This is a genomic window from Streptomyces sp. PSU-S4-23 (genome assembly GCF_055632315.1).
Genome location: NZ_JBVMUU010000002.1, coordinates 5,290,214 through 5,315,947, shown reverse-complemented (window position 1 = coordinate 5,315,947; position 25,734 = coordinate 5,290,214). Strand labels below are relative to the sequence as shown.

The 25,734-nt window shown below is 74.3% G+C and carries 20 protein-coding genes; 4 read left to right on the top strand and 16 right to left on the bottom strand.

Features of this window, described 5'->3' with window-relative positions; translation table 11 throughout:
• Positions 1-111: 111 nt before the first annotated feature.
• From ACZ79I_RS24410 to ACZ79I_RS24390, 5 genes are all read right to left on the bottom strand, one after another.
• Entirely contained in the window at positions 112-1,101 is a 990-nt protein-coding gene (locus ACZ79I_RS24410) for a malate dehydrogenase (protein WP_471499597.1), read from the bottom strand.
• 443 nt (positions 1,102-1,544) lie between these two features.
• Positions 1,545-2,759, bottom strand: a complete 1,215-nt coding sequence (locus ACZ79I_RS24405; RefSeq protein WP_471499596.1) for a helix-turn-helix domain-containing protein — start codon at positions 2,757-2,759, stop codon at positions 1,545-1,547.
• Between the two features lie 301 nt (positions 2,760-3,060).
• A complete protein-coding gene (locus tag ACZ79I_RS24400; protein ID WP_471499595.1) occupies positions 3,061-3,660 on the bottom strand; it encodes a helix-turn-helix domain-containing protein in 600 nt (199 codons plus the stop codon).
• A gap of 315 nt (positions 3,661-3,975) precedes the next feature.
• The gene (locus ACZ79I_RS24395) at positions 3,976-4,413 is read right to left on the bottom strand and encodes a DUF3017 domain-containing protein (protein ID WP_471505182.1); all 438 of its coding nucleotides are present in this window, start codon (positions 4,411-4,413) and stop codon (positions 3,976-3,978) included.
• A gap of 64 nt (positions 4,414-4,477) precedes the next feature.
• Positions 4,478-5,332 carry a bifunctional methylenetetrahydrofolate dehydrogenase/methenyltetrahydrofolate cyclohydrolase gene (locus tag ACZ79I_RS24390; RefSeq protein WP_471499594.1) on the bottom strand — a complete coding sequence of 285 codons (855 nt, stop codon included), beginning with the start codon at positions 5,330-5,332 and terminating at the stop codon, positions 4,478-4,480.
• A gap of 261 nt (positions 5,333-5,593) precedes the next feature.
• On the opposite strand from ACZ79I_RS24390, the gene ACZ79I_RS24385 reads away from it, so the two are divergent.
• Positions 5,594-6,181: a proline-rich domain-containing protein gene (locus ACZ79I_RS24385; RefSeq protein ID WP_471499593.1), complete on the top strand. Its 588-nt coding sequence runs from the start codon at positions 5,594-5,596 to the stop codon at positions 6,179-6,181.
• A 159-nt stretch (positions 6,182-6,340) separates the two neighbouring features.
• Here the strand turns inward: ACZ79I_RS24385 and ACZ79I_RS24380 are convergent, their stop codons facing one another.
• The 3 genes from ACZ79I_RS24380 to purN form a co-directional block, all read right to left on the bottom strand.
• The gene (locus ACZ79I_RS24380; protein WP_471499592.1) at positions 6,341-6,565 is read right to left on the bottom strand and encodes a hypothetical protein; all 225 of its coding nucleotides are present in this window, start codon (positions 6,563-6,565) and stop codon (positions 6,341-6,343) included.
• Between the two features lie 169 nt (positions 6,566-6,734).
• A complete protein-coding gene (gene purH / locus ACZ79I_RS24375) occupies positions 6,735-8,297 on the bottom strand; it encodes a bifunctional phosphoribosylaminoimidazolecarboxamide formyltransferase/IMP cyclohydrolase (protein ID WP_471499591.1) in 1,563 nt (520 codons plus the stop codon).
• Positions 8,294-8,944, bottom strand: a complete 651-nt coding sequence (purN, locus tag ACZ79I_RS24370) for a phosphoribosylglycinamide formyltransferase (RefSeq protein ID WP_471499590.1) — start codon at positions 8,942-8,944, stop codon at positions 8,294-8,296. Before purN ends, purH begins: the two co-directional genes overlap by 4 nt.
• A gap of 336 nt (positions 8,945-9,280) precedes the next feature.
• Between purN and ACZ79I_RS24365 the strand changes: the two genes are divergently transcribed.
• Positions 9,281-10,081: a hypothetical protein gene (locus tag ACZ79I_RS24365; protein WP_471499589.1), complete on the top strand. Its 801-nt coding sequence runs from the start codon at positions 9,281-9,283 to the stop codon at positions 10,079-10,081.
• A gap of 46 nt (positions 10,082-10,127) precedes the next feature.
• Here the strand turns inward: ACZ79I_RS24365 and ACZ79I_RS24360 are convergent, their stop codons facing one another.
• The gene (locus ACZ79I_RS24360) at positions 10,128-12,137 is read right to left on the bottom strand and encodes a cell division protein PerM (RefSeq protein ID WP_471499588.1); all 2,010 of its coding nucleotides are present in this window, start codon (positions 12,135-12,137) and stop codon (positions 10,128-10,130) included.
• A 96-nt stretch (positions 12,138-12,233) separates the two neighbouring features.
• Here ACZ79I_RS24360 and ACZ79I_RS24355 point away from each other — a divergent pair, with 96 nt between their 5' ends.
• On the top strand, positions 12,234-13,250 hold the full coding sequence (locus ACZ79I_RS24355; protein WP_471499587.1) for a helix-turn-helix domain-containing protein: 1,017 nt from the start codon (positions 12,234-12,236) through the stop codon (positions 13,248-13,250).
• An 88-nt stretch (positions 13,251-13,338) separates the two neighbouring features.
• Here the strand turns inward: ACZ79I_RS24355 and sucD are convergent, their stop codons facing one another.
• The 7 genes from sucD to ACZ79I_RS24320 form a co-directional block, all read right to left on the bottom strand.
• On the bottom strand, positions 13,339-14,223 hold the full coding sequence (gene sucD, locus ACZ79I_RS24350) for a succinate--CoA ligase subunit alpha (RefSeq protein WP_471499586.1): 885 nt from the start codon (positions 14,221-14,223) through the stop codon (positions 13,339-13,341).
• Positions 14,224-14,244: 21 nt separating this feature from the next.
• Complete coding sequence (gene sucC, locus ACZ79I_RS24345) at positions 14,245-15,426, bottom strand: ADP-forming succinate--CoA ligase subunit beta (RefSeq protein WP_471499585.1); 1,182 nt, start codon at positions 15,424-15,426, stop codon at positions 14,245-14,247.
• A 449-nt stretch (positions 15,427-15,875) separates the two neighbouring features.
• The gene (locus tag ACZ79I_RS24340) at positions 15,876-17,531 is read right to left on the bottom strand and encodes a hypothetical protein (RefSeq protein ID WP_471499584.1); all 1,656 of its coding nucleotides are present in this window, start codon (positions 17,529-17,531) and stop codon (positions 15,876-15,878) included.
• A 300-nt stretch (positions 17,532-17,831) separates the two neighbouring features.
• Entirely contained in the window at positions 17,832-18,983 is a 1,152-nt protein-coding gene (locus ACZ79I_RS24335; protein ID WP_471499583.1) for a DNA polymerase III subunit gamma/tau domain-containing protein, read from the bottom strand.
• Between the two features lie 224 nt (positions 18,984-19,207).
• Positions 19,208-20,407, bottom strand: a complete 1,200-nt coding sequence (locus ACZ79I_RS24330; protein ID WP_471499582.1) for a VWA domain-containing protein — start codon at positions 20,405-20,407, stop codon at positions 19,208-19,210.
• Positions 20,404-22,812, bottom strand: a complete 2,409-nt coding sequence (locus tag ACZ79I_RS24325; RefSeq protein ID WP_471499581.1) for a DUF5682 family protein — start codon at positions 22,810-22,812, stop codon at positions 20,404-20,406. The genes ACZ79I_RS24330 and ACZ79I_RS24325 overlap by 4 nt, the downstream gene beginning before the upstream one ends.
• 153 nt (positions 22,813-22,965) lie before the next feature.
• The gene (locus ACZ79I_RS24320; protein WP_471499580.1) at positions 22,966-24,195 is read right to left on the bottom strand and encodes an ATP-binding protein; all 1,230 of its coding nucleotides are present in this window, start codon (positions 24,193-24,195) and stop codon (positions 22,966-22,968) included.
• A 134-nt stretch (positions 24,196-24,329) separates the two neighbouring features.
• Between ACZ79I_RS24320 and ACZ79I_RS24315 the strand changes: the two genes are divergently transcribed.
• Positions 24,330-25,682: an SWIM zinc finger family protein gene (locus ACZ79I_RS24315; protein ID WP_471499579.1), complete on the top strand. Its 1,353-nt coding sequence runs from the start codon at positions 24,330-24,332 to the stop codon at positions 25,680-25,682.
• Positions 25,683-25,734: the final 52 nt, after the last annotated feature.

Below are 25,734 nucleotides of genomic sequence, written 5' to 3'. Positions count from 1 at the left end.
CCGCCGGAGGCGGGGCACCGCCCGGCTGAAGACACCGCGGACGCACCGATCCCCGGGCGGCGGGCACCCGGGGATCGCAGAGCACGGCCGGGGAGGCCGGGCGGAGGCGGGTCAGACGAGGCCGAGGCCGCGGACCGCTGCGCGCTCCTCCTCCAGCTCCTTGACGGAGGCGTCGATACGGGCACGCGAGAACTCGTTGACGTCCAGGCCCTGGACGATCTCGTACTTGCCGTCCTTGCAGGTGACCGGGAAGGAGGAGATCAGGCCCTCCGGAACGCCGTAGGAGCCGTCGGACGGGATGCCCATGGAGGTCCAGTCGCCCTCGGCGGTGCCGTTGACCCAGGTGTGGATGTGGTCGATCGCGGCGTTGGCGGCGGAGGCCGCCGACGACGCGCCACGGGCCTCGATGATCGCGGCGCCGCGCTTGGCGACGGTCGGGATGAAGTCCTCGGCCAGCCACTTCTCGTCGTTCACGACCTCGGGGGCGCTCTTGCCGGCGACCGTGGCGTGGAAGATGTCCGGGTACTGGGTGGCGGAGTGGTTGCCCCAGATCGTCAGGCGCTTGATCTCGGTGATCGGGGTGCCCGTCTTCTTCGACAGCTGGGTCAGGGCGCGGTTGTGGTCCAGGCGCATCATCGAGGTGAAGCGCTCGGCCGGTACGTCCGGGGCGGCGGCCTGGGCGATCAGCGCGTTGGTGTTGGCCGGGTTGCCGACGACGAGGACCTTGACGTCGTCCGCGGCGTGGTCGTTGATGGCCTTGCCCTGCGGCTTGAAGATGCCGCCGTTGGCCTCCAGGAGGTCACCGCGCTCCATGCCCTTCGTGCGCGGGCGGGCGCCCACGAGGAGGGCGACGTTGGTGCCGTCGAAGGCGACGTTCGGGTCGTCGCTGATGTCGATGCCCTGCAGCAGCGGGAACGCGCAGTCGTCGAGCTCCATGGCCGTGCCCTCGGCCGCCTTGAGCGCGGGGGTGATCTCCAGGAGGCGCAACCTGACCGGCACGTCCGCGCCGAGCAGATGGCCGGAGGCGATGCGGAAGAGCAGTGCGTAGCCGATCTGGCCGGCCGCGCCGGTGACGGTGACGTTCACGGGAGTGCGGGTCATGGCGTTCTCCGTATGACAGCTGGCGGTGGGGCGCCGTCGCCCCGGGGTTACGGGATCCCACGGCCGGCGCGCGGCCGTGCCCGCCGCGATGATCGATCAACGGAACAAATGATCGATCTCTTGGCGTCAAGAGAGATCCAGCGGTCAGGCTATCGCGCATCCGGGACCCCGGACGGCCGGGTTCGTGTGGCCCGCCCCACAACCCGGCGGGGCGGCGGCCGCCCGCGACAGAGGGGGGACTGAGAGGCGGCCGCCGTGGGGTGTCCTGCCGGACTCCCGTGGGGGGGGGTACCCGTGCGCCTGCCCCGCGGCGGGACACTCATGCGTGCCGTGCGGAGATTCTTTCCGGGAAGAGGAGCGCCGCGTGGTTGCGCGCGCCCTCCAGCCGGCGGCGGCGCCCCGGCGCACGCCGCCTTCCCCCCTCGCCCGCCGCCGGGCACGCGCTACGCCGTGCACCCTTTCCGGCCCGACGTCAGCGTCACGCACGCCTTCGCCTCGGCCGCGTCCTTCACCGCCAGCATCGGGGTGTACGCGTCCGTGTCCGCCGCCTGGGTGACCGAGCCCGTCTGCTTCCGGGCGGACGCGCCCGCCGACACCTCCACCCGGTCGCCCTGCGCGGCCCGGGTGATACGGGCCCACGCGGCCCCGCACGTCTTGCTGTAGCGGACCTCGACGAGGGTCGTGCCGACGGTGACGCTGGTGGTGGTCGTCGCCCGCGTGCCGCCGCAGCCCATGTTCTCCGGGTCCTTGCCGGTGCAGCCCGTGCCCCTGCACTTGACGCCGGCGGGCAGGTCGGTGCCCGGTTGCGCCGATGTCGTGGACGGCCCGGGCGCGGTCTGGGGCCTCTTGCCGTCACCGCCGGTGAAATGGAACGCCGCCGCGATCACCACGAGCGCCCCGCCGACGCCCACGAGGGACATCGTCAGCCGGCGCCCGCGCCGCCCCCCGCCTGACGGGCCCCCGGTGTCCGGGCGGGCGTCGCGGGGCTCGCCGTCGGCCGTCGTCGGCCCGTAGGGCCGGGACGCGCCGGGCGTCCGCGCCGGCCCGCCCGCCGGCACCGGCGACCCGGTGGGCGCGGCGGCCGCCGCGCCGGTCCGTGACGGCCCCCGGTATCCGGCGAGCCCCCAGGAGTTGCCCCCCGGGGAACCGGCCCGCGGCGGCCGTCCACCGCTGTCGGCGTCCGCACCCCGCGCGCCGTCCGCGTCCGCCGGCCTCGCCGGGGCCGCGGAGGCCGCCCCGGCCGGTCCCGCCTCCCCGGAGGCCACGGTGGTGCTGCGGGCCCCGGTGCCGCCGCGGCCCTTGGTGCCGGGTGCCGCCCCGGCCTCCCCGAGCGCGGCGCGCGCCTGGGAGATCCGGATGGCCTCCATCGTCCTGTCGTGACGCATCTCCGAGCGGCTCCACGCGCGCTCGGCCAGCTCCCACAGGGTCGTCAGATGGACGGGATCGGTGCCGGTCACCTCGGCGAGGGCGACGATCGCGCCCTTCGGCGCGAGCAGCCGGCCGTTGAGGTAACGCTCCCAGGACGTCTTGCTGTAGCCCGTGCGGTCTGCCACGGCGGAGACGCTCAGCCCGCTGCGGTCCACGAGCCGCCGCAGCTGGACCATGAACTCCTTCATCTGCGGGTCGAGTTCATCGGGCAAGGCCTTCCAGCGAGGCATTGCTTCCCCCCTCTTTCCCCCTGGTATGTGCCGGCGTTCCCCCGTGCGCGACGCCCGCCGCCGATTCCCCGTTCTGAATTACCCACCGGGATGCACCCGGCCAGGATGTCAGCTCCCCGGGTGCGGGCGCACGGGAGCATTCGGGCGAGAACGCGCGCCGTCGCGCGCCCGCCGGTCCGCGGTCCGGCCTCCCCCACGGTAGCCCCGGCGTGCCCGGGGTCCGGCGGACATCCGCCAACTTGTCAACATATCGACACAACGGAGACACAGCGGCGACCTCGGCAGGCACAGGGGGACCAGATCACCCGAGCGTGACGGCACCGACGAGGACCACGGCGAGCAGCGTCACCAGCGCGAGGAGGGCGACGAGCAGGAGGCGGCGCCCGGCGGGCCGTGTCTCGCGCTTCTCCTCCAGCCGGTCCCACCACGGGACCGTCGGATCCTCCTCGTACTCCCCCGGCACCGGACCGGATCCCGGCGCCTGCGCCGGCCCGGCGGCCCCGGCGGGCGCCGGGGCCGGGGCGGGGGCGGGGGCCGGGGCGGGAGCCGGGGCGGGAGCCGGGAGCCGGTCCGGGGCCGGTACCTGTGCCGGTGCCGATACCTGTGCCGGGGCCGGCTCTTGCGGGCGGGGCCAGGCGTGCACGGCCAACTCCCAGCGCACGGCGAAGCGTTCCGCCTCGTCACCGGGGAGCCCCGCGACCCGGCACAGCGCGGCGACCGCCTGACGGGGCGGCGGCTGGGTGGCGTTGAGGTAGCGCTGCCAGGAGGACTTGCTGTACGCGGTGCGCGCGCCGAGGGCGACCAGGCTGAGACCGGTGCGGTCCTTCAGGAGCCGCAACTGCTCCACGAAGTGCCGTACCTCCGACGGCAGATCGTCCGGCAGCGGCTGCCAGGCGCCCATCGCTCACCCCTCCGCGTTGCCCGGTCCCTGAGCCCTGTCCGTTCGATTGACGACGTCAGGACCTGCATCGGTTCCGTTGCGGGGCGCGGACACCGTAGCGGAACGGTCACTTCCGTGCCACAGCGGTCTGCCAGGTGTTGAACAGCTCCCGCCTGTGGATCAGGGTGTTTCCCGGGCGGCCCCAACCGCCCCCGGCGCCCGGCCTCCCACGGGGGAGAGGCCGGGCGCCGCCGCGTGTCCGGGCCGCCGCGACGACGGACGGGCCGTCCTTCCGGGGGAAGGACGGCCCGCCGCTCGTACGCCGCGGACGCTCCGTCAGGTGCGGATCGTGAAGTGCAGCGTGTCGTCCAGGAACGGTATCTCCAGCCACGGATCGGGCTGGACCATCATCGCGAGCAGCACGATGGCCCCGCCCAGGACGCCGTAGGTGACCGTGTCGGTGAAGCGGGAGCGCACCGCGAGCATGCCCACGTCGGGCAGCATCCATCGCATCACGGCGCCGCCCAGCAGCGCCGCCCCGATCAGGATCGTGCCGAAGCGGAACGCGTCCAGCGCCGTCACCAGCAGCCCGAGGCCGACGACGGACAGCACGGCGAGGATGGGCCACTGCCGGGCCGGTGCGGGCGCGTCGCGCGGCGCGGCCCGGCCGCCGCCCTCGGGCCGCGCGGTGTCGCGCGTGATCCGCGGAAAGCGCCGCGTCACACGCCGCGGCCTCCCCTCGGCGTCGGGAGCGCTGACGGCGTCCCGCACCAGGGGCTCGCCGCCGGTGTCCGCCCGCCGGGCGGTGGCCCGCTCCCGGGTGCCCTCGGTCCTGTCCTCAGCCGACACTGCGCTCCGCCGCCTCGACCACGTTGACGAGCAGCTGGGCCCGGGTCATCGGGCCCACGCCGCCCGGGTTCGGGGAGAGCCAGCCCGCCACCTCCGCGACGTCCGGGTGGACGTCACCCACGACCTTGCCCTCCGCGTTGCGCGACACACCGACGTCGAGGACGGCGGCGCCCGGCTTCACGTCCTCGGCCCTGATCAGGTGCGCGGAGCCCGCCGCGGCGACGATGATGTCGGCCCGCCTCAGATGCGCCGAGAGGTCCCGGGTGCCGGTGTGACACTGGGTGACCGTGGCGTTCTCGCTGCGCCGGGTCAGCAGCAGCGGCATCGGGCGGCCGATGGTCACGCCGCGGCCGACGACCACGACCTCGGCGCCCTTGATCTCCACGCCGTAGCGGCGCAGGAGGGTGAGCACGCCGTTCGGGGTGCAGGGCAGCGGCGCCGGCTCGTTCAGCACCAGGCGGCCGAGGTTCATCGGGTGCAGGCCGTCGGCGTCCTTGTCCGGGTCCATCAGCTCCAGGATCCGGTTCTCGTCGATGCCCTTGGGCAGCGGCAGCTGCACGATGTAGCCGGTGCAGGCCGGGTCTTCGTTCAGCTCGCGGACGACCGCCTCGATCTCCTCCTGCGTGGCCGTCGCGGGCAGTTCGCGCTGGATCGACGCGATGCCGACCTCCGCGCAGTCGCGGTGCTTGCCGGCGACGTACTTCCGGCTGCCGGGGTCGTCCCCGACGAGGATCGTGCCGAGGCCGGGCGTGACGCCCCTCTCCTTCAGCGCCGCCACGCGGACGGTCAGATCGGACTTGATCGCGGCTGCGGTGGCCTTGCCATCGAGAATCTGGGCGGTCATGGCCCCCATCCTCCCGGATGACCCGCCCCGGGTTCCAATCCGGGCACCGTCCGAAGCGCCGCGTCCGTTTCAACCCATGATCATCGATGTTGCACTTGCACAACACATGCGACGTGCGGCTGGACAAAGTCACGAACGCCTTACCACGATGAACTGCACAGTGCCGCGGGCAGTGCCGGGGGGCGGACCGCATCTGTAGTACTTCCTCCGTACGGTGCCACGCGTCGTCCCCGCACCCAGACAAACGGAGGAACGATCGCCATGAGTTTCGGCGACCCCAACAACCCTTATGGCGCCCCGCAGGGCCAGCCCGGCTACGGCCACCCCCAGGGTCAGCAGCCCGGTTACGGCTACCCCTCGGCCCCGCCGCTCCAGCAGCCGTACGGCGGCTACCCGGCCGGCCCGGTGGAGATGCCGGGCACCGTGAAGGCGGCCCGTGTGATGCTGTTCATCCTGGGCGGCTTCCAGGCCCTCAGCGGCGTCCTGATGATGGCGGCCAGCACCTGGTTCGCCAACAAGTTCGAGGACGCCCTCTCCTCCGACAGCAGTATCTCGTCCGAGGACGCGAACAGGGCCGCCGACTTCGGCGCCGGAGTCATGATCGTCCTCGGTGTGCTCGTGCTGGCCTTCGCCTTCTGGGCGATCTTCACCGGCGTGAAGTTCTCCCGCGGGGCCGGCGGCGTGCGCGTCTCGGCGATCGTGTACGCGTCGCTGGTCATCCTGTTCAGCCTCCTGAGCCTGCTGGGCGCCAACGTCTTCGCCCTGATCAGCCTGGTCCTCGGCATCCTGATCATCGTCTTCTGCGCCAACAGGAACGGCGGCGCGTGGTTCAACCGTCCCCGCTACTGACCACGAGGCACCCTTCGCGCCACAGGCCGTGCCCCACCCTGCTCGAGGGATGGGCACGGCCTCGGCCGTCGGTCACTCATGCGCCGCTCTCCTTGAGGGGGGGAGGACACACCGGTGGCGTGTGAACGCCCGCGCATGGGCGTCCGGTGAACCAGGGGCTCAGTCCGGGCCGGGGCTCCAGCGGAAGGACGCGAGGCCGACCGGTTCCCCGTCCGCGCCGGTGTCTTCCGGCAGGTGGTCGTCGTCGCGGCGCCGGACGAGGTGCCCGAGGGCGGTCATTCCGCCGAGCAGCAGTCCGATCAGGGAGACGAGGCCGATGAACAGCCCGGCGATGGCCAGGAGGCCGTATCCGGCCAGGGCCGCCACGATGTCCAGGACGTTCATGCATCCGCACGCCGACATGCCGTGACATTGCCCGACGGCGGCGCTGTCGTGACGGCCCGTTCCCGAACGGTGCCCTGCCGGTACCCGTATCGCAACGCACACGATGCCGGGCCCGTCGGTCGTCGACCGACGGGCCCGGCATCACACGGCACGGCGCGATCGGCGCGGCTCAGTGGAAGAAGTGGCGCGTGCCCGTGAAGTACATGGTCAGGCCCGCCTTCCGCACGGCCTCCACGACCTGCTCGTCACGGATCGAACCGCCGGGCTGGACGATGGCCCTGACGCCCGCGGCGATCAGGATCTCCGGGCCGTCCGGGAACGGGAAGAAGGCGTCCGAGGCGGCGTACGCACCGCGCGCCCGCTCCTCGCCCGCCCGTTCGACGGCCAGCCTGCAGGAGTCGACGCGGTTGACCTGGCCCATGCCCACGCCCACCGACGCGCCGTCCTTGGCGAGCAGGATGGCGTTGGACTTGACGGCGCGGCACGCCTTCCAGGCGAAGGCGAGCTCCCGCAGCTCGTCGGCGCCGAGCGCCTCGCCGGCAGCGAGGGTCCAGTGGGCGGGGTCGTCGCCGTCGGCCTGGAGCCGGTCGGTGACCTGGAGCAGCGCACCGCCGTCGATCTGCTTGACCTCGGCGGGGTTGTCCGGGCCGGTCGGGGCCTTCAGCACCCGGATGTTCTTCTTCTTGGTGAGGGCGTCGAGCGCGCCCTCCTCGTAGTCCGGCGCGACGATGACCTCGGTGAAGATCTCGGCGACCTGCTCGGCCATCTCCCGGCTCACCGGCCGGTTGACGGCGATGACGCCGCCGTAGGCGGAGACCGGGTCGCAGGCGTGCGCCTTGCGGTGCGCCTCGGCGACGTCCGCGCCGATCGCGATGCCGCACGGGTTGGCGTGCTTGATGATCGCGACGCAGGGCCCGTCGTGGTCGTACGCGGCACGGCGCGCGGCGTCCGTGTCCGTGTAGTTGTTGTACGACATCTCCTTGCCGTGCAGCTGCTCGGCCTCGGCGAGGCCGCCGCTGCCGTCGGCGTAGAGGGCGGCGGGCTGGTGCGGGTTCTCGCCGTAGCGCAGGGTGCTCTTGCGCTCGTAGGTGGCGCCCAGGAAGTCGGGGAAGACCGAGTCGTCGACGGGCGCGTACGCGGAGGCGAACCAGGAGGCGACGGCGACGTCGTAGGCGGCGGTGTGCCGGAACGCCTCGGCCGCGAGCCGCTTGCGGGCGGTGAGGTCGAAGCCGCCGTCGCGGACGGCGGCGAGGACGTCGGCGTACCGGTCGGGGCTGGTGACCACGGCCACGGACGGGTGGTTCTTGGCGGCGGCGCGCACCATCGAGGGCCCGCCGATGTCGATCTGCTCGACGCACTCGTCGGGGGAGGCGCCGGAGGCGACGGTCTCACGGAAGGGGTAGAGGTTGACGACGACCAGGTCGAACGGCTCGACCCCGAGGTCGGCGAGCTGCTGCCGGTGGCTGTCGAGGCGCAGGTCGGCGAGGATGCCCGCGTGGACCTTGGGGTGCAGGGTCTTGACGCGGCCGTCCAGGCACTCGGGGAAGCCGGTCAGGTCCTCGACCTTGGCGACGGGGACGCCCGCGGCGGCGATCCTCGACGCGGTGGAGCCGGTGGAGACGAGCTCGACACCGGCCTCGTGCAGTCCACGGGCGAGCTCTTCGAGCCCGGTCTTGTCGTAGACGCTGACGAGCGCGCGCCGGATGGGCCGCTTGGTGCTCTCGGCGGTCACTGGATAACTACCTTTCGTCCCTCAATGCGATAGCCGTTGCGGGCGAGCCGCCCCACGACCTCGACGAGCAGCCTTCGCTCGACTTCCTTGATGCGCTCGTGCAGCGCACTCTCGTCGTCCTCGTCCCGGACCTCCACCACGCCCTGCGCGATGATCGGTCCGGTGTCGACGCCGTCGTCGACGAAATGGACGGTGCACCCGGTGACCCTCGCGCCGTACGCGAGCGCGTCCCGCACGCCGTGGGCTCCGGGAAAACTGGGCAGGAGGGCGGGGTGGGTGTTGATGAACCGCCCACCGAACCGCGCGAGGAACTCCTTGCCGACGATCTTCATGAACCCGGCGGAGACGACCAGGTCGGGCTCGTACGCGGCGACGGCCTCGGTGAGGGCCGCGTCCCACTCCTCCCGGCTGCCGTGGTCCTTGACCCGGCACACGAAGGTGGGCAGCCCGGCGCGCTCGGCGCGGGCGAGGCCCTCGATCCCGTCGCGGTCGGCGCCGACGGCGACGACTTCGGCCCCGTAGGCGGCGGCTCCCCGCTCGGCGACGGCGTCGAGGAGTGCCTGCAGATTGGTGCCGGACCCGGAGACCAGGACGACCAGGCGCTTGGCCGGGGACTCGGTGACGGTCTCGGCCACGGACTCGGCCACGGCGGGGCCCTTTCTCGGGGGTGTGTTTGTGGGGTCGCTCGGACGAGCGTTTGTATGGTCGTACGAATGCTTCACGCCCCGGGATACGGGGAAGTCTACGAAACGGACGACCGCCAGCAACGATACCGGCACACCGGATGGCCCCCGCGGGACGGGGGCGTGGCCGGAAGGTAGCGTCTGGGAAGGAACCACCCGGGGAAAGCGCTTCGACGCGGGGAACGCCGTGCCTGCGCAGGACGTTGACCACATGAGGCGCATGCCCGGGGCGCACCCGCCCCGCGGCGAGTCTGTGGACGAGCCGCCCGCCAGAACCACCAAGGGGAAGACGCACACCTGATGCCGGACCGCAGTCTCCGACTCCCTCCGCTGCTGCTGCGCGAGCGGCACCCTCAGCCCGTGCCGCCGCGGGAGAGCGAGAAGTCACCCGAGAGCCGGGGTGACTCCGCGAGCGGTGGCTCCGCGGGGGGCGAGCGGAACCCCGAGGCGCCCGCGGACGACAACCCCTTCGCACCGCCGCCCGAGGGCGCGCCGGACCGGCCGTGGCAGCCGCGGCACCCGGCGCCCGGTCAGGGGCAGGACGGCTCCGGCGAGGGCGGGCACTCCGCTTGGGGCAGCCAGTGGAGCGACCGGCAGCCGGGCCCCGCGACGGGCGGCCGCTTCGGTGAGCGTCCCGGCGGCCCCGGCGGGCAGGGGCGACAGGGCGGCGGGCCCGAGGGGTCCGGCGGCCCCGGCACCGGCGGCCTGCGGTGGGACCCCACGGACCCGAGCCAGCGCCGCGCACGGTATGCGCTGCTGGCCGGCATGTGGGCCTTCTTCTTCGCCCTCTTCAGCTGGCCCTACGTGGCCCTGCTGCTGGGCTCGCTGGCGCTGTACTGGGGGACGAGCGCGCTCCGGGCCAAGCCGCGCACCCCCGACCCGAACACCCCGGTGGCCCCGGCCCGCCCGCAGACGACGGCGGCGATCAGCGGCCTGGTCACGGCGTCCCTGGCGGTCGCCATGGTGGCGGCCATGTTCACGGCCCAGTTGGTCTACCGCGACTACTACACCTGCGTCAACGACGCCTTGACCAGCGAGGCGAAGCAGTCGTGCAACGACCTGCTGCCGAAGGACCTGCGCGGAGTGCTGGGCACCCGCTGAGCCGGGTGGCCGCGCCCACCGGTCCGCTCCTCCTCGCGACCGCCCCTCACTCCCGCGGACCGGGCTCGTCGCCTTGGCCGGGGCCGGGGCCTTGGCCGGGGCCTTGGCCGGGGCCGGGGCCGTAGGGAAACGGATCCGCCTCCTCCGGAAGTGCCTCGTACGGCTCGGGGTGGGGCCCCTCCCACGCCCGTTCCGCCTCCTCACCGGCACGCGGGGCGGAGCCCCGGCCTCCGGCCGGGTACGGGGTCCGGCCCGGGCCCGGTTCCGGGGTCCGGCCTGCGCCTCGCTCCGGGGCCGAATCCCCCGCCGGCGGCGGAGCCGTGCCCCCGGCCCACGGCGGGCTCCAGACCCCGGCACGTCCCGGAGCCCACCCACCAACCGATCCCAGGACCCGCCCCCCATCCGGTCCCGCGGCCGTACCGCCGAGCGGCTGTGTGGTCCGGCTCCCGGCCGGCGGTTGCGGGGCCCATCCCCCGGTGGATTCCAGGGTCCGCCCCCCGGTGGATTCCGAAGTCCGCTCCCCGGCCCGTCCCGCGGCCGTATCGCCGACCGGCTGTGTGGTCCGGCTCCCGGCGGGTGCCGGGGTCCGCAGTCCGCCCGGCTGCGGGACCCAGCTGCCGGCCGGCTGCGGGATCGGGGCCGGGAAAGGTGCGGGGCGGGCGCGTCGGGTGCGCCAGAACCGTCGCCCCGGCCCGTGCTCCTCCCGCTGACCGCGCCCGCGCCGTGCGAGCCCCCGCAGCCGCCATGCCCGTACCGCGACCCCCACCGGCGCGCCCACCGCGAGCGTCCATCCGGCCGCCGCGCCGCCCACCTGCCATCCCACCGGCCCGAACCGCGACAGCGCCGCCACCCCCAGCGGCCCGCCCGCCGCCTCCGCGAGCCCGCCCAGCAGCGCCCCGCACACCGCCGCCGCCACCATGACCGTCCCCACCGTCCGCCCCACCGACCACACCGCGTCCCGGCCCCGCGCCCGGTGCCGGCTCGCCGCCCCCGCCACGAACCACCCCACCGTGGCGCCCGCCGCGGCCGGCACCGCTCCCACCGCCCAGCACAGCGGCGTGCCCCCGGTCCCCGGTACCGCCGCCAGCAGGGGGAACGGCGGCAAGGACGCCGGGGGCGCCGCCGACGACAGCGGACCGGCGACCTGCCCGGCGCCCAGCAGGAAGCCCGGCCCGAGCCCGTACGCCGCTCCCCACACCGCCGCGTTCGGCACCAGCGCCACCGCCAGCAGGACCACCGCGCACCGCCCCGACCAGCCCTCGGTGAGCTGGAGGAACGACGCCCGCGCCGCCTCACCGTGCCACCCCAGTGACAAGCCCACGAGCAGCGCGCCGCCGCCCACGAGCACGGCCGTCCCGCCCAGCGCGGCCCGTACACAGGCCCGCAGCCATGCCCGGCCGCCCCGGCGCGGCGTCCCGGCGGTCACCACCCGGCGCAGACCCGCGGGCAGCCGGTCGAGCGTCCGGCGCACCCGCCCCAGCGGCCGTCCGTACGCCGTCCACACCCCCGTCCCCGCCGCCACCAGCGCGACCAGCGGCAGGCACACCGCGGTCCACTTCCACGACGGCCGCAGCACTCCGCCCGAGGCGTACAGCGCCGCCACCGCGCCCACCCCGAGATAGCCCGCCACCACGCCGGACCACGCCGTGCGCGCGGGCACCAGGGGCGCGGTGCCGCCCTCGGCCTCCACGCTGTCCCCGTCCGTCGCGTCGCGCGCCGCCCGGTGCAGCAGCCACACCGGCAGCACGACCAGCAGCAGCGGCGTGACGCCGACGGGCGCGGGCACCCCGGAGAGCGTCTCGGTGCGCACGAGCACGACGCCGTGCGCCAGCAGCCACAGTGCGGCGGCCGCCCGCAGCGCGCCGCCGGGTCCGCTGTCGGGGTAGGGAGAACTGATCCACAGCAGCATCGCGAGCAGGGCGAGCGAGCCGAGTCCCAGCACAGCGGCGCCGGCGCCGCCCAGGAGGCCGGCGCCCAGTCCGGGCGACCGGTCCCGCAGGCGGGCGCGAAGGGACGACGTGGTTCGGCGATCGGTCCATTGCGTCACGACCGCCATGCTCCCAATGACACGCGTTTTCTCCGCGCAACAGGCGGAGTTCCGCTGTGTCGATCAATATACGATTATGTACCTCTTCACCCGGAGGGCCGTCCCGTGACACGACGCCCCGCCTCCACGCTGCCGGCCCCCGAAGAGCGCCGACGCCTGCGCGAGGCCGGGTCACTGACGCAGGCTCAGGTCGCCGAGCGGCTGGGCGTCCCGCTGGAGACCGTGTGCGCCTGGGAGACCGGCCGTTCCGTGCCGCGCGGCGAGGGGCGGAGGGAGTACGCGAGACTCCTCGCGGAGTTGGCGACCGGGAGACAGGCCCCGCCCCTGACCGCCCATCAAGCATTCGACGGCCTGTACGAATTCTGCGCCCCTGCCCTCGTACGGCAGGCGTACCTGCTCACCGGCCGGCGCGACCTGGCCCACGACGCGGTCGAGCGGGCCTTCCAGCTCGCCTGGCAGCGCTGGCCCGAGGTGGCCGTGGACCCCGATCCCGCGGGCTGGATACGGGCGCTGGCGCACGACTGCGCGCTCTCACCCTGGCACCGCTTCCGCCGGCGCTACCGTCACCCCGAACCGCCGCCCGCGAACCCCTCGGACCGCCTGCTGCTGCACGCGCTCCTCGGCCTTCCGCCCGTCCACCGGCGCACGCTCGTGCTCTACGACGGCGTCGGCCTCGGCCTGCCGGAGACCGCCGCCGAGACCGAGGCGAGCACCCCGGCCACGGCCGGCCGGCTGCTGCGCGCCCGCCGGGCGGTGGCCGCGGTCGCGCCGGAGTTCGCCGATCCGGAGGCGCTCCACCGCGCGCTGACCGAACCGGCCGCGCCGCGACGCCCGCAGTCCTCCGGGCCGCCGTCCTCGGTCCGGGCCCGCGGCGAACGCCTCAGCCGCCGGTGGAACGGCGCGGCGATCGCCCTCACCGGCGCGGTCGTCGGCGCGACCGCACTGACCCTGGGCACGGCCCCGGACCACTACGAGGCACCGGTGCCGCGGGGAACCGCGATCCGGGACGTCCCGGCACGGGCGGCCCAGGGCCCGCTCTCCGCCGAGCAGCTGCGGCTCCGGGCGAAGCTGAGGGCGCAGGCGCACAGCGGCCCCACACGAGTGGCCCCGCAGGCGCGCTGAACACGCGGACGGGCCCGCACCCCTCGCCGGGGTGCGGGCCCGTCCGCGTGTGCGAGCCCGGCCGGCGCGTCAGCCGGCCGCACCGTGCCTAGCTGCCGAGAATGGCGCGGGCCAGCTTCGCCGTCTCCGTCGGCGTCTTGCCGACCTTGACGCCGGCCGCCTCCAGCGCCTCCTTCTTCGCCTGGGCGGTGCCCGACGAACCGGAGACGATGGCTCCCGCGTGACCCATGGTCTTGCCCTCGGGCGCGGTGAAGCCCGCGACGTAGCCGACGACCGGCTTGGTCACGTTCTCCTTGATGAAGGCCGCGGCCCGCTCCTCGGCGTCGCCGCCGATCTCACCGATCATGACGATCAGGTCGGTGTCGGGGTCGTCCTGGAACGCCTTGAGCGCGTCGATGTGGGTGGTGCCGATGATCGGGTCACCGCCGATGCCGACGCAGGAGGAGAAGCCGATGTCCCGCAGCTCGTACATCATCTGGTACGTCAGCGTGCCGGACTTCGAGACCAGGCCGATACGGCCCGGCTTGGTGATGTCGGCCGGGATGATGCCCGCGTTCGACTGACCGGGGGTGATCATGCCGGGGCAGTTCGGGCCGATGATGCGGGTCTTGTTGCCCTTCTTGCCGGCGTACGCCCAGAAGGCGGCCGTGTCGTGCACCGCGACGCCCTCGGTGATGACGACCGCGAGCGGGATCTCGGCGTCGATGGCCTCGATGACCGCGTCCTTGGTGAACTTCTCCGGGACGAAGATGACCGTCACGTCGGCGCCGGTCTTGTCGATGGCGTCCTTGACGGTGCCGAAGACCGGTACCTCGGTGCCGTCGAAGTCGACGGTCTGACCCGCCTTGCGCGGGTTCACGCCACCGACGATGTTCGTGCCGGAGGCCAGCATGCGGCGGGTGTGCTTCTGGCCCTCGGAGCCGGTCATGCCCTGGACGATGACCTTGGATTCCTTGGTGAGGAAGATAGCCATGGGTGTGTGTGACCTCGTCCCTTACTTCGCGGCAGCAGCCAGTTCGGCGGCCTTGTCGGCCGCGCCGTCCATGGTGTCCACCTGCTGGACCAGCGGGTGGTTGGCGTCCGTCAGGATCTTGCGGCCCAGTTCGGCGTTGTTGCCGTCGAGGCGCACGACCAGCGGCTTGTTGACCTCTTCGCCCTTGCTCTTGAGGAGCTCCAGGGCCTGCACGATGCCGTTGGCGACGGCGTCGCAGGCGGTGATGCCGCCGAAGACGTTGACGAACACGGACTTGACGTCCGGGTCGCCGAGGATGATCTCGAGGCCGTTGGCCATGACCTCGGCGGAGGCGCCGCCGCCGATGTCGAGGAAGTTGGCCGGCTTGACGCCCTTGTGGGCCTCACCGGCGTACGCGACGACGTCCAGGGTCGACATGACCAGGCCGGCGCCGTTGCCGATGATGCCGACCTCGCCGTCGAGCTTGACGTAGTTGAGGTTCTTCTCCTTGGCCGCCGCCTCGAGCGGGTTGGCGGCCGCCCGGTCGTGGTACTCCTCGAAGTCCGGGTGGCGGAACTCGGCGTTGTCGTCCAGGGACACCTTGCCGTCGAGGGCGATGACATCACCGGAGGCGACCTTGGCCAGCGGGTTGACCTCGACCAGGAGGGCGTCCTCCTTGACGAAGACCTCCCACAGCCTGACGAGGACATCGGCGACCTTGTCGGCGACCTCGGCCGGGAACTTGGCCGCGGCGACGATCTCCTCGGCCTTGGCCCGGTCCACGCCGTCGATGGCGTCGATCGCGATCTTGGCGACGGCCTCGGGGCGGGTGGCCGCGACTTCCTCGATCTCCATGCCGCCCTCGACGGACGCGATGGAGAGGAACGTGCGGTTGGCGCGGTCCAGGAGGAAGGAGACGTAGTACTCCTCCAGGATCTCCGGAGCCGTCTCGGCGATCATCACCTTGTGGACCGTGTGGCCCTTGATGTCCATGCCGAGGATGTCCGTGGCGCGGGCGACCGCCTCGTCCGGGCTGGCGGCCAGCTTCACACCGCCGGCCTTGCCGCGGCCACCGACCTTCACCTGCGCCTTGACGACCGACTTGCCGCCCAGTCGCTCGGTGATCTCGCGCGCCCCCTCAGGCGTGTCGATGACTTCACCGGCCAGCACCGGTACACCGTGCTTGGCGAAGAGGTCCCTCGCCTGGTACTCGAACAGGTCCACGCGCTTCCGTCCCTATCAGTGATCTCGCGGTTCGTTGGATGCGTGGGCGTGCCGCGAAGGGCAACGTGACGTCCGCTCTGTGTCACGCTCTGTGTCACAAAAGGAGCGCACACGGTGTCCGAGCGCGCGGCAGGTCCGTCTCGCAGGTTATCGCCGGTCGCCGTGGGGCCCTAAATCACAGATCACACCTGAGCGGTGATACCTGTCACACGTGCGGAGGAGCCGCCCGGGCCCACCGGCGGAGCGGGGTGGCAGGGTCCCACCGGGTTGGGGTTGGCCCGGTGGGACCCCTTGTGCAGCCCCCGCAGGGGCGTAGGACGGGTGGGCCCCACCCCAATGGGGCCACCCGTCCTGTCCGCGGGATCACGGTCGGACGGGCCGACGGCGTTCGGCCGCCCGGGGCGTCGGCCCCGCGGAGCCGGTCGGAGTGCCGTACGGCACTCGATGGGTCAGACGGAGTACGGCTGGTACGGGCTCTGCGGCAGATGCCCCGGGGTGACGGACCCGGCGACGCCCTGGACGCCGGTCACCGCGTGGCCGGTCAGGGCGCCGCCGGCCGACCGCACGGTCCCGGTCAGGTCCCCGGCGAACGGCGCGGCCCGCCCCGCGGCCTCCTGCGCGAACGATCCGGCCCCGCCCACGACGCCGCCCGCGAACGGCCCCACGTCGCCCGCCACACCGTGGGCCAGGTCCGTGGTGCTTGCCGCCACGCCGTGCGTGACGGGCCGCACCGTGTCGTCCACCGTCTGCACGACCGGCCGCGCCGAGCCGGCCACGCCGTACGCGAAGGGCTGCGCCTCGCCCGCCACGCCGTACGCCAGCCCCGTCGCGTTCCCGGCGACCCCCTCGGCGAACGGCGCGACCTGGCCGACCTGGCCCACGACGCCGCCCGCGAACGGCCGCACATCGCCCGCCACGCCGTACGCCAGCCGCGTCGCGTCCCCGACGGCCTGCCCGGCGACCGGCACGACCCCGTGGACGGCGGTCCCGGCCACCGGCGGCAGCACGGAGCCGGCCCCGTCCCCGGTCACCTCGCCGGCCGCGCCGTACGCCAGCGACCGCGCATCGGCTTCGGCCCCGTACGCCGTCGTGGACGCGTGGCCGGCGGCGTGCCCGGCGAGTGGCTGGACGTCCGCCACCGCCCCCTGGGCGAGGCCGGCCGCGCCCGCCACCGCGTGCCGAGCGGCCGGCACCGCGCCGTCGACGACCGGGCCGGCGACCGGCGGCACGACGGCGGCGGCCGTCTCACCTGCCACCGTCGTGACCGTGCCGGGCACCCCGGTGGCCGTTCCGGCGACCTGCTGCCTAGCCCCCGCGACCGCGCCCGTGGCGTGGGCCGGGACGGCGGAGACACCGGCGCCGGCGGCGGCCGTCGCCTCCACGGCCCGGCCCTCCGCCCCGGTGGCCGTCTGCCGCGCGGCACCGGTCGTGCCCGCCGCGGTGCGGCCCGCACCGGCGACGGTGCGCTGCGCGGTCGTGCGGACCACTCCGTCGACGCCCTGCGCCCGGGTGTGCGCGGCGGCCTGCACTCCCTGGAGCTTGGTCTGCGCGGCGGCGAGCGCCTGCTCCAGTTCGGGCGCGAAGGCCGCGAGGGGGCCGAAGAGGTAGTCGATCTCGTCCTGCGGGGAGGCCGCATCGGACACGGCGGCCCCGGCGGCGTTCCCGGTGGGCTCCGCGGTCCCGACGGCGCCGGACGCGGCGGCGTGCACGGCGCCCCCGGCGTGCGCCCGGTGCGGGACCGCCACCTCGGCGTCGATGTACCGGTGGGCCCGGTCGGCGGTGGACGCCGCCGTGTGGGCCCCGGTCCGCGCGACCGCGGCCGCATGCGCCGGGGCGCCCGTGACGTCCGTGGCCTCTGTGGGTTCTGTGGCCTGTGTGATCTTCGTGACCTCCGTGACGGCGGAGACGGCGTCCTGGACGTCGGTGACGGCGCCTCCCACCGTGCCGGTGACCGCGCCGACCGTGTCCGCGGTGTCGATGCCCACGTCGGGCGTGGACACAGACGTCGCCGGCAGTTCGTCCGCGCTGGCGACGGCGGAGCCGAGCGCCCACGCGCCGGTGACACCGGCGGCTATGACGATGGAGCGGCGGATGTTCTTGTTCATGCGTGCGTCAGATCCTTCGGGAATTCCGGGAATTCCGGGAGTTCGGGAGTTCGGGACGTACCGGTGCCGAGTGCCGTGGCCGGTGCCGGTGCCGGTGCCGGTGTTCGGTCTGAGGCCGATGGATCCGTGGCGCTCCGGTGGTCCCGGAAGGGGGACCCGGCGGTCACGGATGCGGGCCGGCTGCGGCGGCTCGGGGCCGGCGGCTGCCGTCCGAGGAGGTCCGGGGACCGGAGGGATCCGGACGGCGGGCAGACCTGTTCCGTCCCCGCGTCTCAGGTCTCGCGGGGAGGAGGTGCCGCCCTAGCCGGGGAACTCGGGGATGTCCCGGTGCCTGTCCCGGGTCCCGTCCGCGGTGACGACCGCGGTGGCGCCGGGCACCAGCCGCAGCGGTGCCCGGTGGTTCGCTGAGACGGCGTGCCCGTCGTGCCGGGGCGCGCCGCCGTCGGTGGCCGGCTGGCCGCCGAGCGCACCGGTCGGGTCGCCGTCGGGCGCCTGATGCCGCGGCAGACGCGCGGACCGGCCGGTGTGGAGGGCTCGGTGCGGGTACTCGCCCGCGTCGGCTCTGGTGTCCCGCGGCCCGTGCTCGCCGCCGGGCCGGTGCTCCACCGCGGCCTGGTGCCCCGTGTCGCCGCCCGGCTGCTGCGGCACCGCCGGCGCCGGCAGGGTGTGCGCCTGAGCCGCCGGCGGCCCCGGCAGACCGGGCAGGGACGGAAGACCGGGCAAGGACGGAAGGCCGGGCACGGAGGGCAGCGACGACAGCGGCGGCCACTGCGCTGACGCGTCCGCCAGCCCGCCGGTCACCGTCTGCAGAAGATCCCCGACCGGTCGGACGACGGTGTCGCCGACGGGCCGCAGGACGGTGTCGCCGACCGGCCGTATGAGTCCCTCGGTGACGGGGCGGACGGCTCGGCGGACGGTGTCGGAGACGGCGGGAAGCGTCCCGGTCACCGAGGCGACGGAGTCGTCGGCGGGGGTGCCGGGCGCGGTCCGGGCGGGGTGGGTCCCGGAGGCCGGGGGAGCCGTGACGGGGGCGCTGCCCGGCTCCGTGGCGTGCGCGCCGGAGTGGCGCGCGGGCCGCGGGCCGGACGCCGGCAGCGGGAGTCGGCCGTCACGCGCGTGTCCAGGGGCGGCGGCCGGAGGGGCGAGGTGGGCCAGAGGCGAGGACGGGCCGGTCACCGCCCGCACTGCCACGGTGCTGAGGGGCCGTTCGGTCCGCCCGACCGTGTCCACGACGTCCCGCACGACGCCGGCCGGGGTGCCTGCGGCCATCGGGGCGGCCGGAGCCGTCAAGGCCGGTGTTCCCTCCGCCGCCTGCGCCCGCTCCCCGCAGAGGAGTCCCAGTGCCAGCAACCCGCCCACCAGCAGGGCCAGATACAGCGCACGCCGCCCGGCCGCGGTGCGCATCGCGCGCAGTGCGGGGCCGGTGAACGGAAGTGTGCTGGGCAGGGTCACGACGGGGAGAGCCTCCGTGCGGCGGGACGCAGCGGTACGGGGCGGTACGGGGCGAATGCGACGCACCGTCGATGGCGAAAGGCCGTTTCGATCCTCGCACGGCCCTCCCGCGGTTGCGCAAGCCCCCTGTTACCGATGGGTAGTCATGTCTGGTTTGCTCCTGGCTTCCGTCCTGCATCGGCTGATGTCCCTTTTGGGCGCGGTCCGTTGCCCGTCGCCGGGTGTCACGCGCTCTCCGGTATCGGCAGCGGCCGCTTCTCGATCGCCGCCGCCATCACATCCGGGAACAGGTCGGGCGTGCACGCGAACGCCGGTGCGCCCAGCGCCGCCAGCGCCGCCGCATGCTCGCGGTCGTACGCGGGCGCTCCCTCGTCGGAGAGCGCGAGCAGCGCCACGAACTGCACACCCGACGCCTTCATCGCGGCCACCCGCTTGAGCATCTCGTCCCGTATCCCTCCCTCGTACAGATCGCTGATGAGGACCACGACGGTCTCCGCGGGCCGTGTGATCTGCGACTGGCAGTACGCCAGCGCCCTGTTGATGTCCGTGCCTCCGCCCAACTGGGTGCCGAAGAGGACGTCGACCGGGTCGTCGAGCTGGTCGGTGAGGTCGACGACGGCCGTGTCGAAGACCACGAGACGGGTGGCGATGGACCGCATCGACGCGAGGACCGCCCCGAACACGGACGCGTACACCACCGACGCCGCCATGGACCCCGACTGGTCGATGCAGAGGACGACCTCCTTCTCCACGGACCGCGACGCCCGCCCGTACCCGATCAGCCGCTCCGGTACGACCGTGCGGTACTCCGGCAGGTAGTGCTTGAGGTTGGCCGCGATCGTGCGGTTCCAGTCGATGTCGTGGTGACGGGGCCGGCTGACGCGGGCACTGCGGTCGAGGGCACCGGTGAGGGTCGCCCGGGTACGGGTGGCGAGCCGCTTCTCCAGGTCCTCGACCACGGTGCGCACCACCGCCCGGGCCGTCTCCTTGGTGGTCTCCGGCATCGCCTTGTTCAGCGAGAGCAGCGTGCCGACCAGGTGGACGTCCGCCTCGACCGCTTCGAGCATCTCCGGTTCGAGCAGCAGGGTGGACAACCCGAGCCGGTCGATGGCGTCGCGCTGCATCACCTGGACGACGGACGAGGGGAAGTAGGTCCTGATGTCGCCGAGCCAGCGCGCGACGGACGGTGCGGACGCCCCGAGCCCCGCCGAACGGTCCCGCCCCCGCTGCGGTTTGTCCCCGTTCCCGTACAGCGCGGTCAGCGCCCCGTCCATCGCCGCGTCCTGCCCGGTGAGCCCGTGCCCCGTGCCGTCCGCGGCATCGCCACCGAGCACGAGCCGCCAGCGCCGCAGCCGCTCATCGGCTCCGGCCGCCCCGGTGTCCGCGGACCCGACGGAGTCACTGCTGGTCCTGCGCGTACTCATGTGGCCACCCCCGCAAGGTCGTTGACATCACTGCCGCCGGGCTCGTCCAGACCGAGCAGCAGGCGCAGCACCGGCACCACCGCGTCCGCCCGGCCGGCGTCGAGAGCGGACACGAAGCCGGGAACGCCCGGCCCGGTCCGTGCGCTGTCCCGCGCACCCGGCCCGCGTCGCACCAGCTCGCCGAGCGTGCGCCGCACTCCCGGCTCATACGCCGAGAACGTGCGCCGCAGCAGCGGCAGGACGTCGGTGAACGCCTCCGCCGGCACGCCGGTCAGCCACGCGTCCACCAGCCCGAGCAGCCGCTCGTCGTGCACCAGCAGCATCCCGCCGCCGGAGCCGCCGCCGACGAACCCCTCGATCCACGCGGCCGCGTCCGCCGGCGCCGTCCCCGGTGACAGCACCAGCCCCATGAGACGGGCCGCCTCGTCCTGCGCCAGCTCGCCCTCGTCCAGAAGCAGCCGCACCGAACGGCCGCGGATGACTCCGGGCACGGTCTCCCGCAGGGACAGCACCCGCAGGACGGAACGCCACCGCCCGCGTATGTCGCCGTGGGCCGCCGCCCCCGTCTCCCCGAGCAGCCCCACCGCCCCGTGCACCGCGTCCACATGGCGCCGCATCTCCTCGGCGGCCTCCGTGTCGAGTGCGGCGCAGGCCGGCGGCAGCCCGACGAACACACGCTCGGCGAGGCCCGCCGCGACGTCCGCCAGCGCCCCGGTGTCCGTGCCTCGCACGTCTCCGTAGCGCAGGGAGCGGACCAGGGCGGGCAGGGCCTGGGCGAGATGGCCGACGTCCGCGTCGAGGGCGGCGCGGTCGGCGAGGACCCGCATCACCACGGGCAGCGCGTCCGGCAGCTCCGCCAGGAGGCAGCGCTCGGCGAGCGCCGTGACGTCGGCGAGCGCCTGCGCGCCGGCCGCGTCCGCCTCGGCCTTGGCGGTCGCGGCGCCGAGCACGGTCGTCCCCCACACCCCCGCCTCGGCGACCCGCACCGCCAGCTCCGGCTCCCAGCGCAGCCGCCAGGTCTCGCGGAACGTGCCCGTGCTGCCGCGCGAGGCCGCGGGCTCGCCCCAGCCGATGCCGAGGAGGCACAGCCGGTGAAGCAGCCTGCTGCGCCCGGCGTCGGTTTCCTTCCGCAGGTCCAGCTCCAGCTCCCGCTCCAGAGGCTCCGGTTTGAGCCGCAGCCGCTTCTGGAGCCGGGCGAGGTCACGCTGCAGGGGGACGGCGGGGGCCGCCGACGGCACCTCCCCCAGGACGTCACCGACCACGAGCCGGTCGTGCACCAGCGCCAGCGGCACGTCCGAGCCCTCGCACATCACCGCCCGCACCGCGTCGGTGGTCTCGGACAGCCCCGGCAGCGGGCGCCCGCGCAGCGCCGCGAGCGTCCCGGCGAGCCGCACCGCCTCGATGACATGGGCGGACGACACGATCCTGTCCTCCTCGCGGAGCAGGCCCGCGACCTTGGTCATCCACCGCTCGACGGGCCGGTCGGGGGCGCCGAACAGATGCCCGTACCAGCCGGGCGAGTCGATCCCCGCGCCGTAGCCGCTGGCCCGGGACAGTCTCCGATGGGTCCAGGGCACCCAGGTCATGTCGGTCTTCACCTTGGGCAGCCCCTTCAGCAGGGCGCGGTCGGCTGCGACGGCGGTCCTCCGTCGCAGCGCGGGCACATGCCAGGCCCCGCACACCACGGCCACGTCCTGGCCGAACTCCCGCTGCGCGGCGCGCACTTGGAGGCGCATATACGCCTCGCGCACAAGGTCCCGCTGATGTCCCCCGGTGCCGTACGCCTCCCGCAGCGCGGTCATCGCCTCCTCCAGCACGGCGAACGGCGCGAGCGCGCCGCCCCTGCCCGCGCCCCGGTGCTCCACGACGTCCTCCCACCAGCGCTCCGGATCGTCGTAGCCGGCGGTCTCGGCGAGCACGGCCAAGGGGTCGACGCGGACGGTGTCGGCGCTCCCGGACGGGCCGGACGCCTCCCGCTCCGCCTTCCCCTCCGCCGCCGCCTCGGCCTCACCGGGCGCGTCGCCCACCGGCGCCGGTTCCTCCCTTCCACAGGCCAGCGTGTGCGTCGCCGGGAGGTCGATGAACCGGGCCGGAACGCCGCGTTCGAGGGCCCAGCGGATCGCCACCCACTCCGGGGAGAACTCGGCCAGCGGCCAGAACGCCGACCGCCCGGGCTCGTCCACGGCGTGCGCGAGCAGCGCCACCGGCGGCCGCATCTCCTCGTCCGCCGCGAGCGGGATCAGCGTGTCCGCCTCCGGTGGTCCCTCGATCAGCACGGCCCGCGGCCGCGCCTCTTCCAGGGCGGCCCGCACGGCCCGCGCGGATCCCGGTCCGTGATGCCGCACCCCGAGCAGCAGCGGCCCCTCGCCGGCCGTCCCGCCCGGCGGCCTGTCAACGCCCGTCACACCGTCCCCCTCGCCACCGGGACCGCCCCGGCTCGTCGCCTCCCGCCGTTCCCGTTCCGTCGCGGCCCCCGGCACCGGTCGGCACGATCGCTCCGCTCACTGCGCCGACCGCGTCCACCGTGCTGGGAACGTCCCGTGTGGTGCCGGAGTCGTTCACACCGACACCTCCCGGCACGCGCGGTAGAAGTCCGTCCAGCCGTCACGCTCGCGGACCACCGCCTCCAGGTACTCCTGCCAGATCACGCGGTCGGCCGCCGGATCACGGACGACGGCGCCGAGGATGCCCGCGGCGACATCGCTCGCGCGCAGCACCCCGTCGCCGAAGTGGGCCGCCAGCGCAAGCCCGTTGGTGACGACGGAGATCGCCTCCGCGGTGGACAGCGTGCCGCTGGGCGACTTCAGCTTCGTGCGGCCGTCGGCCGTGACACCGCCCCGCAGCTCACGGAAGACGGTGACGACGCGTCGGATCTCGTCGATCCCGTCGGGAACGGCCGGCAGGTCGAGCGAGCGGCCGATCTGCTCGACGCGGCGGGAGACGATGTCGACCTCGGCCTCGGGGCTCTCCGGGAGGGGCAGCACCACCGTGTTGAAACGGCGGCGCAGGGCGCTCGACAGGTCGTTGACGCCGCGGTCGCGGTCGTTGGCCGTCGCGATCAGGTTGAAGCCGCGGACCGCCTGCACCTCCTGCCCCAGCTCCGGTATCGGCAGCGTCTTCTCCGACAGGATCGTGATCAGCGTGTCCTGAACGTCGGCGGGGATACGGGTCAGTTCCTCGACCCGGGCGACCATCCCCTCGGACATGGCCCGCATGACGGGGCTGGGCACCAGCGCGTCGCGGCTGGGGCCGTGCGCGAGCAGCTGCGCGTAGTTCCACCCGTAGCGGATCGCCTCCTCCGGGGTGCCCGCCGTGCCCTGCACGAGCAGGGTCGAGTCGCCGCTGACGGCCGCCGCCAGATGCTCGGACACCCAGGTCTTCGCCGTGCCGGGCACGCCGAGCAGCAACAGCGCCCGGTCGGTGGCGAGGGTGGTGACGGCGACCTCGACGATGCGGCGCGGGCCCACGTACTTGGGCGTGATCACCGTGCCGTCCGACAGCGTGCCGCCCAGCAGATAGGTGGCCACGGCCCACGGCGACAGCTTCCAGCGGGCCGGGCGGGGCCGGTCGTCCTGCTCGGCCAGCGCGGCGAGCTCGGCCGCGAACGCGTCCTCGGCATGCGGCCGCAGCGCCTCCGCCGACGTCTTCTCCGCTGACGCCTTGTCCTCCGCGGGTGTGCGCACGGGCGCGGGCACCCGCCCGCCCGGGTCTGCTCCCCCGCACCCGTTCGCGGGCGCGGACTCGCTCGGGCTCGGTTCCACGGACTTGGGATCGATGGACGCACGCATGGCCAGGTCCCCCTCCAGCTCGGCCGGTTCGGATCTGCCACCAACCGTGCACCACACCACTGACAATGCACTCCCACCTGCGCAAACACTGTCGGCCACGGCGATTGTCAGTGCCAGGATCTACCGTCGACGACATGACTCAGCAGGGGGTGCGCTGGACGGCGGACCAGGTGCTGGCACTGGCACCTGACGCCGCGTCGCGCAAAGCGGGAAGCAAACTCGGTGCGGCCGGGCCGTGGTCGGAGGCGGGCAGTTCTGACGAGGGGACGGTGTGGGGGCTGTGCAAGGGCAGCGGCAGCAAGCCGTATCAGACGGTCGTCGACATCGCGGACGTGACGGGGCCGGCGTACAAGTGCAGTTGTCCGAGCCGCAAGTTCCCGTGCAAGCACGCGCTGGGGCTGCTGCTGCTCTGGGCGGGCGAGGACGGCTCGGTGCCGCAGGGGCGGGCGCCGGACTGGGCGGAGCAGTGGATCGAGGGGCGCAGACGGCGTACGCAGGACAGGCGGGCGGCGGGCGGCTCGCACTCCGGCGGTTCCGCTGATCCCGAGGCGGCCCGGCGCAGGGCGGAGCGACGGGCCGAGCGGATCACCGCGGGGGCGACGGAGCTGGAGCAGCGGCTGACCGATCTGCTGCGCGGCGGCCTGGCCTCGGCCGAGCAGGCGGGGTACGGGCTGTGGGAGGAGACGGCCGCCCGCATGGTCGACGCGCAGGCTCCGGGACTGGCCGCACGGGTACGGGAGTTGGGCGCGATCCCCTCGTCGGGGCCGGGGTGGCCGGTGCGCCTGCTGGAGGAGTGCGCGCTGGTGCATCTTCTGGACCGGGGCTGGCTGCGCCGGGAGCGGCTGCCCGACGGGCTGGCGGCGACGGTCCGTTCGCGGGTCGGCCTGCCCGGCTCGGCGGACGGACCGCCCGTCCGCGACCGCTGGCTGGTCCTCGCGCAGTACGACACCTCGGACAGCCGGCTCACCACACGGCGGATCTGGCTGTACGGGGCGGAGTCGGACCGCACGGTGCTGCTCCTCTCCTACGGGGCGGCCGGGCGCGCACCCGAGCTGGCTCTGCCGGTGGGGCTCGCCCTCGACGCAGAGGTGTCCGCGTATCCGGGGGCAGGGCAGATACGGGCCGCCCTGGGCGAGCGGTTCGCGCCCCCAGCGCCGACCGCGGTACGGCCGCCGGGGGTGACCACCGCCCGGGTGGCGGCGCGCTACGGGGAGGCGCTGCGGGCCGACCCCTGGCTGGACTCGTTCCCGGTGACGCTGGGCCGGGTCATACCGGCCCCGGTCGAGGACGGCTGGCAGCTGGCCGACGCGGACGGCGGCACCGCCCTGCCGCTGACGCCGTCGGCGGGCGCCCGCCCGGGCCTGTGGCGCCTGGTCGCTCTGTCGGGCGGCGCCCCGGTCACCGTCTTCGGCGAGTGCGGCCACCGCGGTTTCAACCCGCTCACGGCCTGGTCCGAGGGGGCGGGAGAGGCGGTCCCGCTGTGCTGACGCCGCCCCCGGACGGCTTCGTTCCTCCCCGGATGGGACCTGACATGCGGGA

Coding starts and splice junctions, on each gene's coding strand:
- ACZ79I_RS24360 (WP_471499588.1), bottom strand. CDS start 12,137: ATGGCGGTCGTGACGCAATGGACCGATCGCCGAACCACGTCGTCCCTT.
- ACZ79I_RS24365 (WP_471499589.1), top strand. CDS start 9,281: ATGCCGGACCGCAGTCTCCGACTCCCTCCGCTGCTGCTGCGCGAGCGG.
- ACZ79I_RS24315 (WP_471499579.1), top strand. CDS start 24,330: ATGACTCAGCAGGGGGTGCGCTGGACGGCGGACCAGGTGCTGGCACTG.
- ACZ79I_RS24340 (WP_471499584.1), bottom strand. CDS start 17,531: ATGAACAAGAACATCCGCCGCTCCATCGTCATAGCCGCCGGTGTCACC.
- ACZ79I_RS24400 (WP_471499595.1), bottom strand. CDS start 3,660: ATGGGCGCCTGGCAGCCGCTGCCGGACGATCTGCCGTCGGAGGTACGG.
- ACZ79I_RS24405 (WP_471499596.1), bottom strand. CDS start 2,759: ATGCCTCGCTGGAAGGCCTTGCCCGATGAACTCGACCCGCAGATGAAG.
- ACZ79I_RS24320 (WP_471499580.1), bottom strand. CDS start 24,195: ATGCGTGCGTCCATCGATCCCAAGTCCGTGGAACCGAGCCCGAGCGAG.
- ACZ79I_RS24380 (WP_471499592.1), bottom strand. CDS start 6,565: ATGAACGTCCTGGACATCGTGGCGGCCCTGGCCGGATACGGCCTCCTG.
- ACZ79I_RS24330 (WP_471499582.1), bottom strand. CDS start 20,407: ATGAGTACGCGCAGGACCAGCAGTGACTCCGTCGGGTCCGCGGACACC.
- sucD (WP_471499586.1), bottom strand. CDS start 14,223: ATGGCTATCTTCCTCACCAAGGAATCCAAGGTCATCGTCCAGGGCATG.
- ACZ79I_RS24390 (WP_471499594.1), bottom strand. CDS start 5,332: ATGACCGCCCAGATTCTCGATGGCAAGGCCACCGCAGCCGCGATCAAG.
- ACZ79I_RS24385 (WP_471499593.1), top strand. CDS start 5,594: ATGAGTTTCGGCGACCCCAACAACCCTTATGGCGCCCCGCAGGGCCAG.
- ACZ79I_RS24410 (WP_471499597.1), bottom strand. CDS start 1,101: ATGACCCGCACTCCCGTGAACGTCACCGTCACCGGCGCGGCCGGCCAG.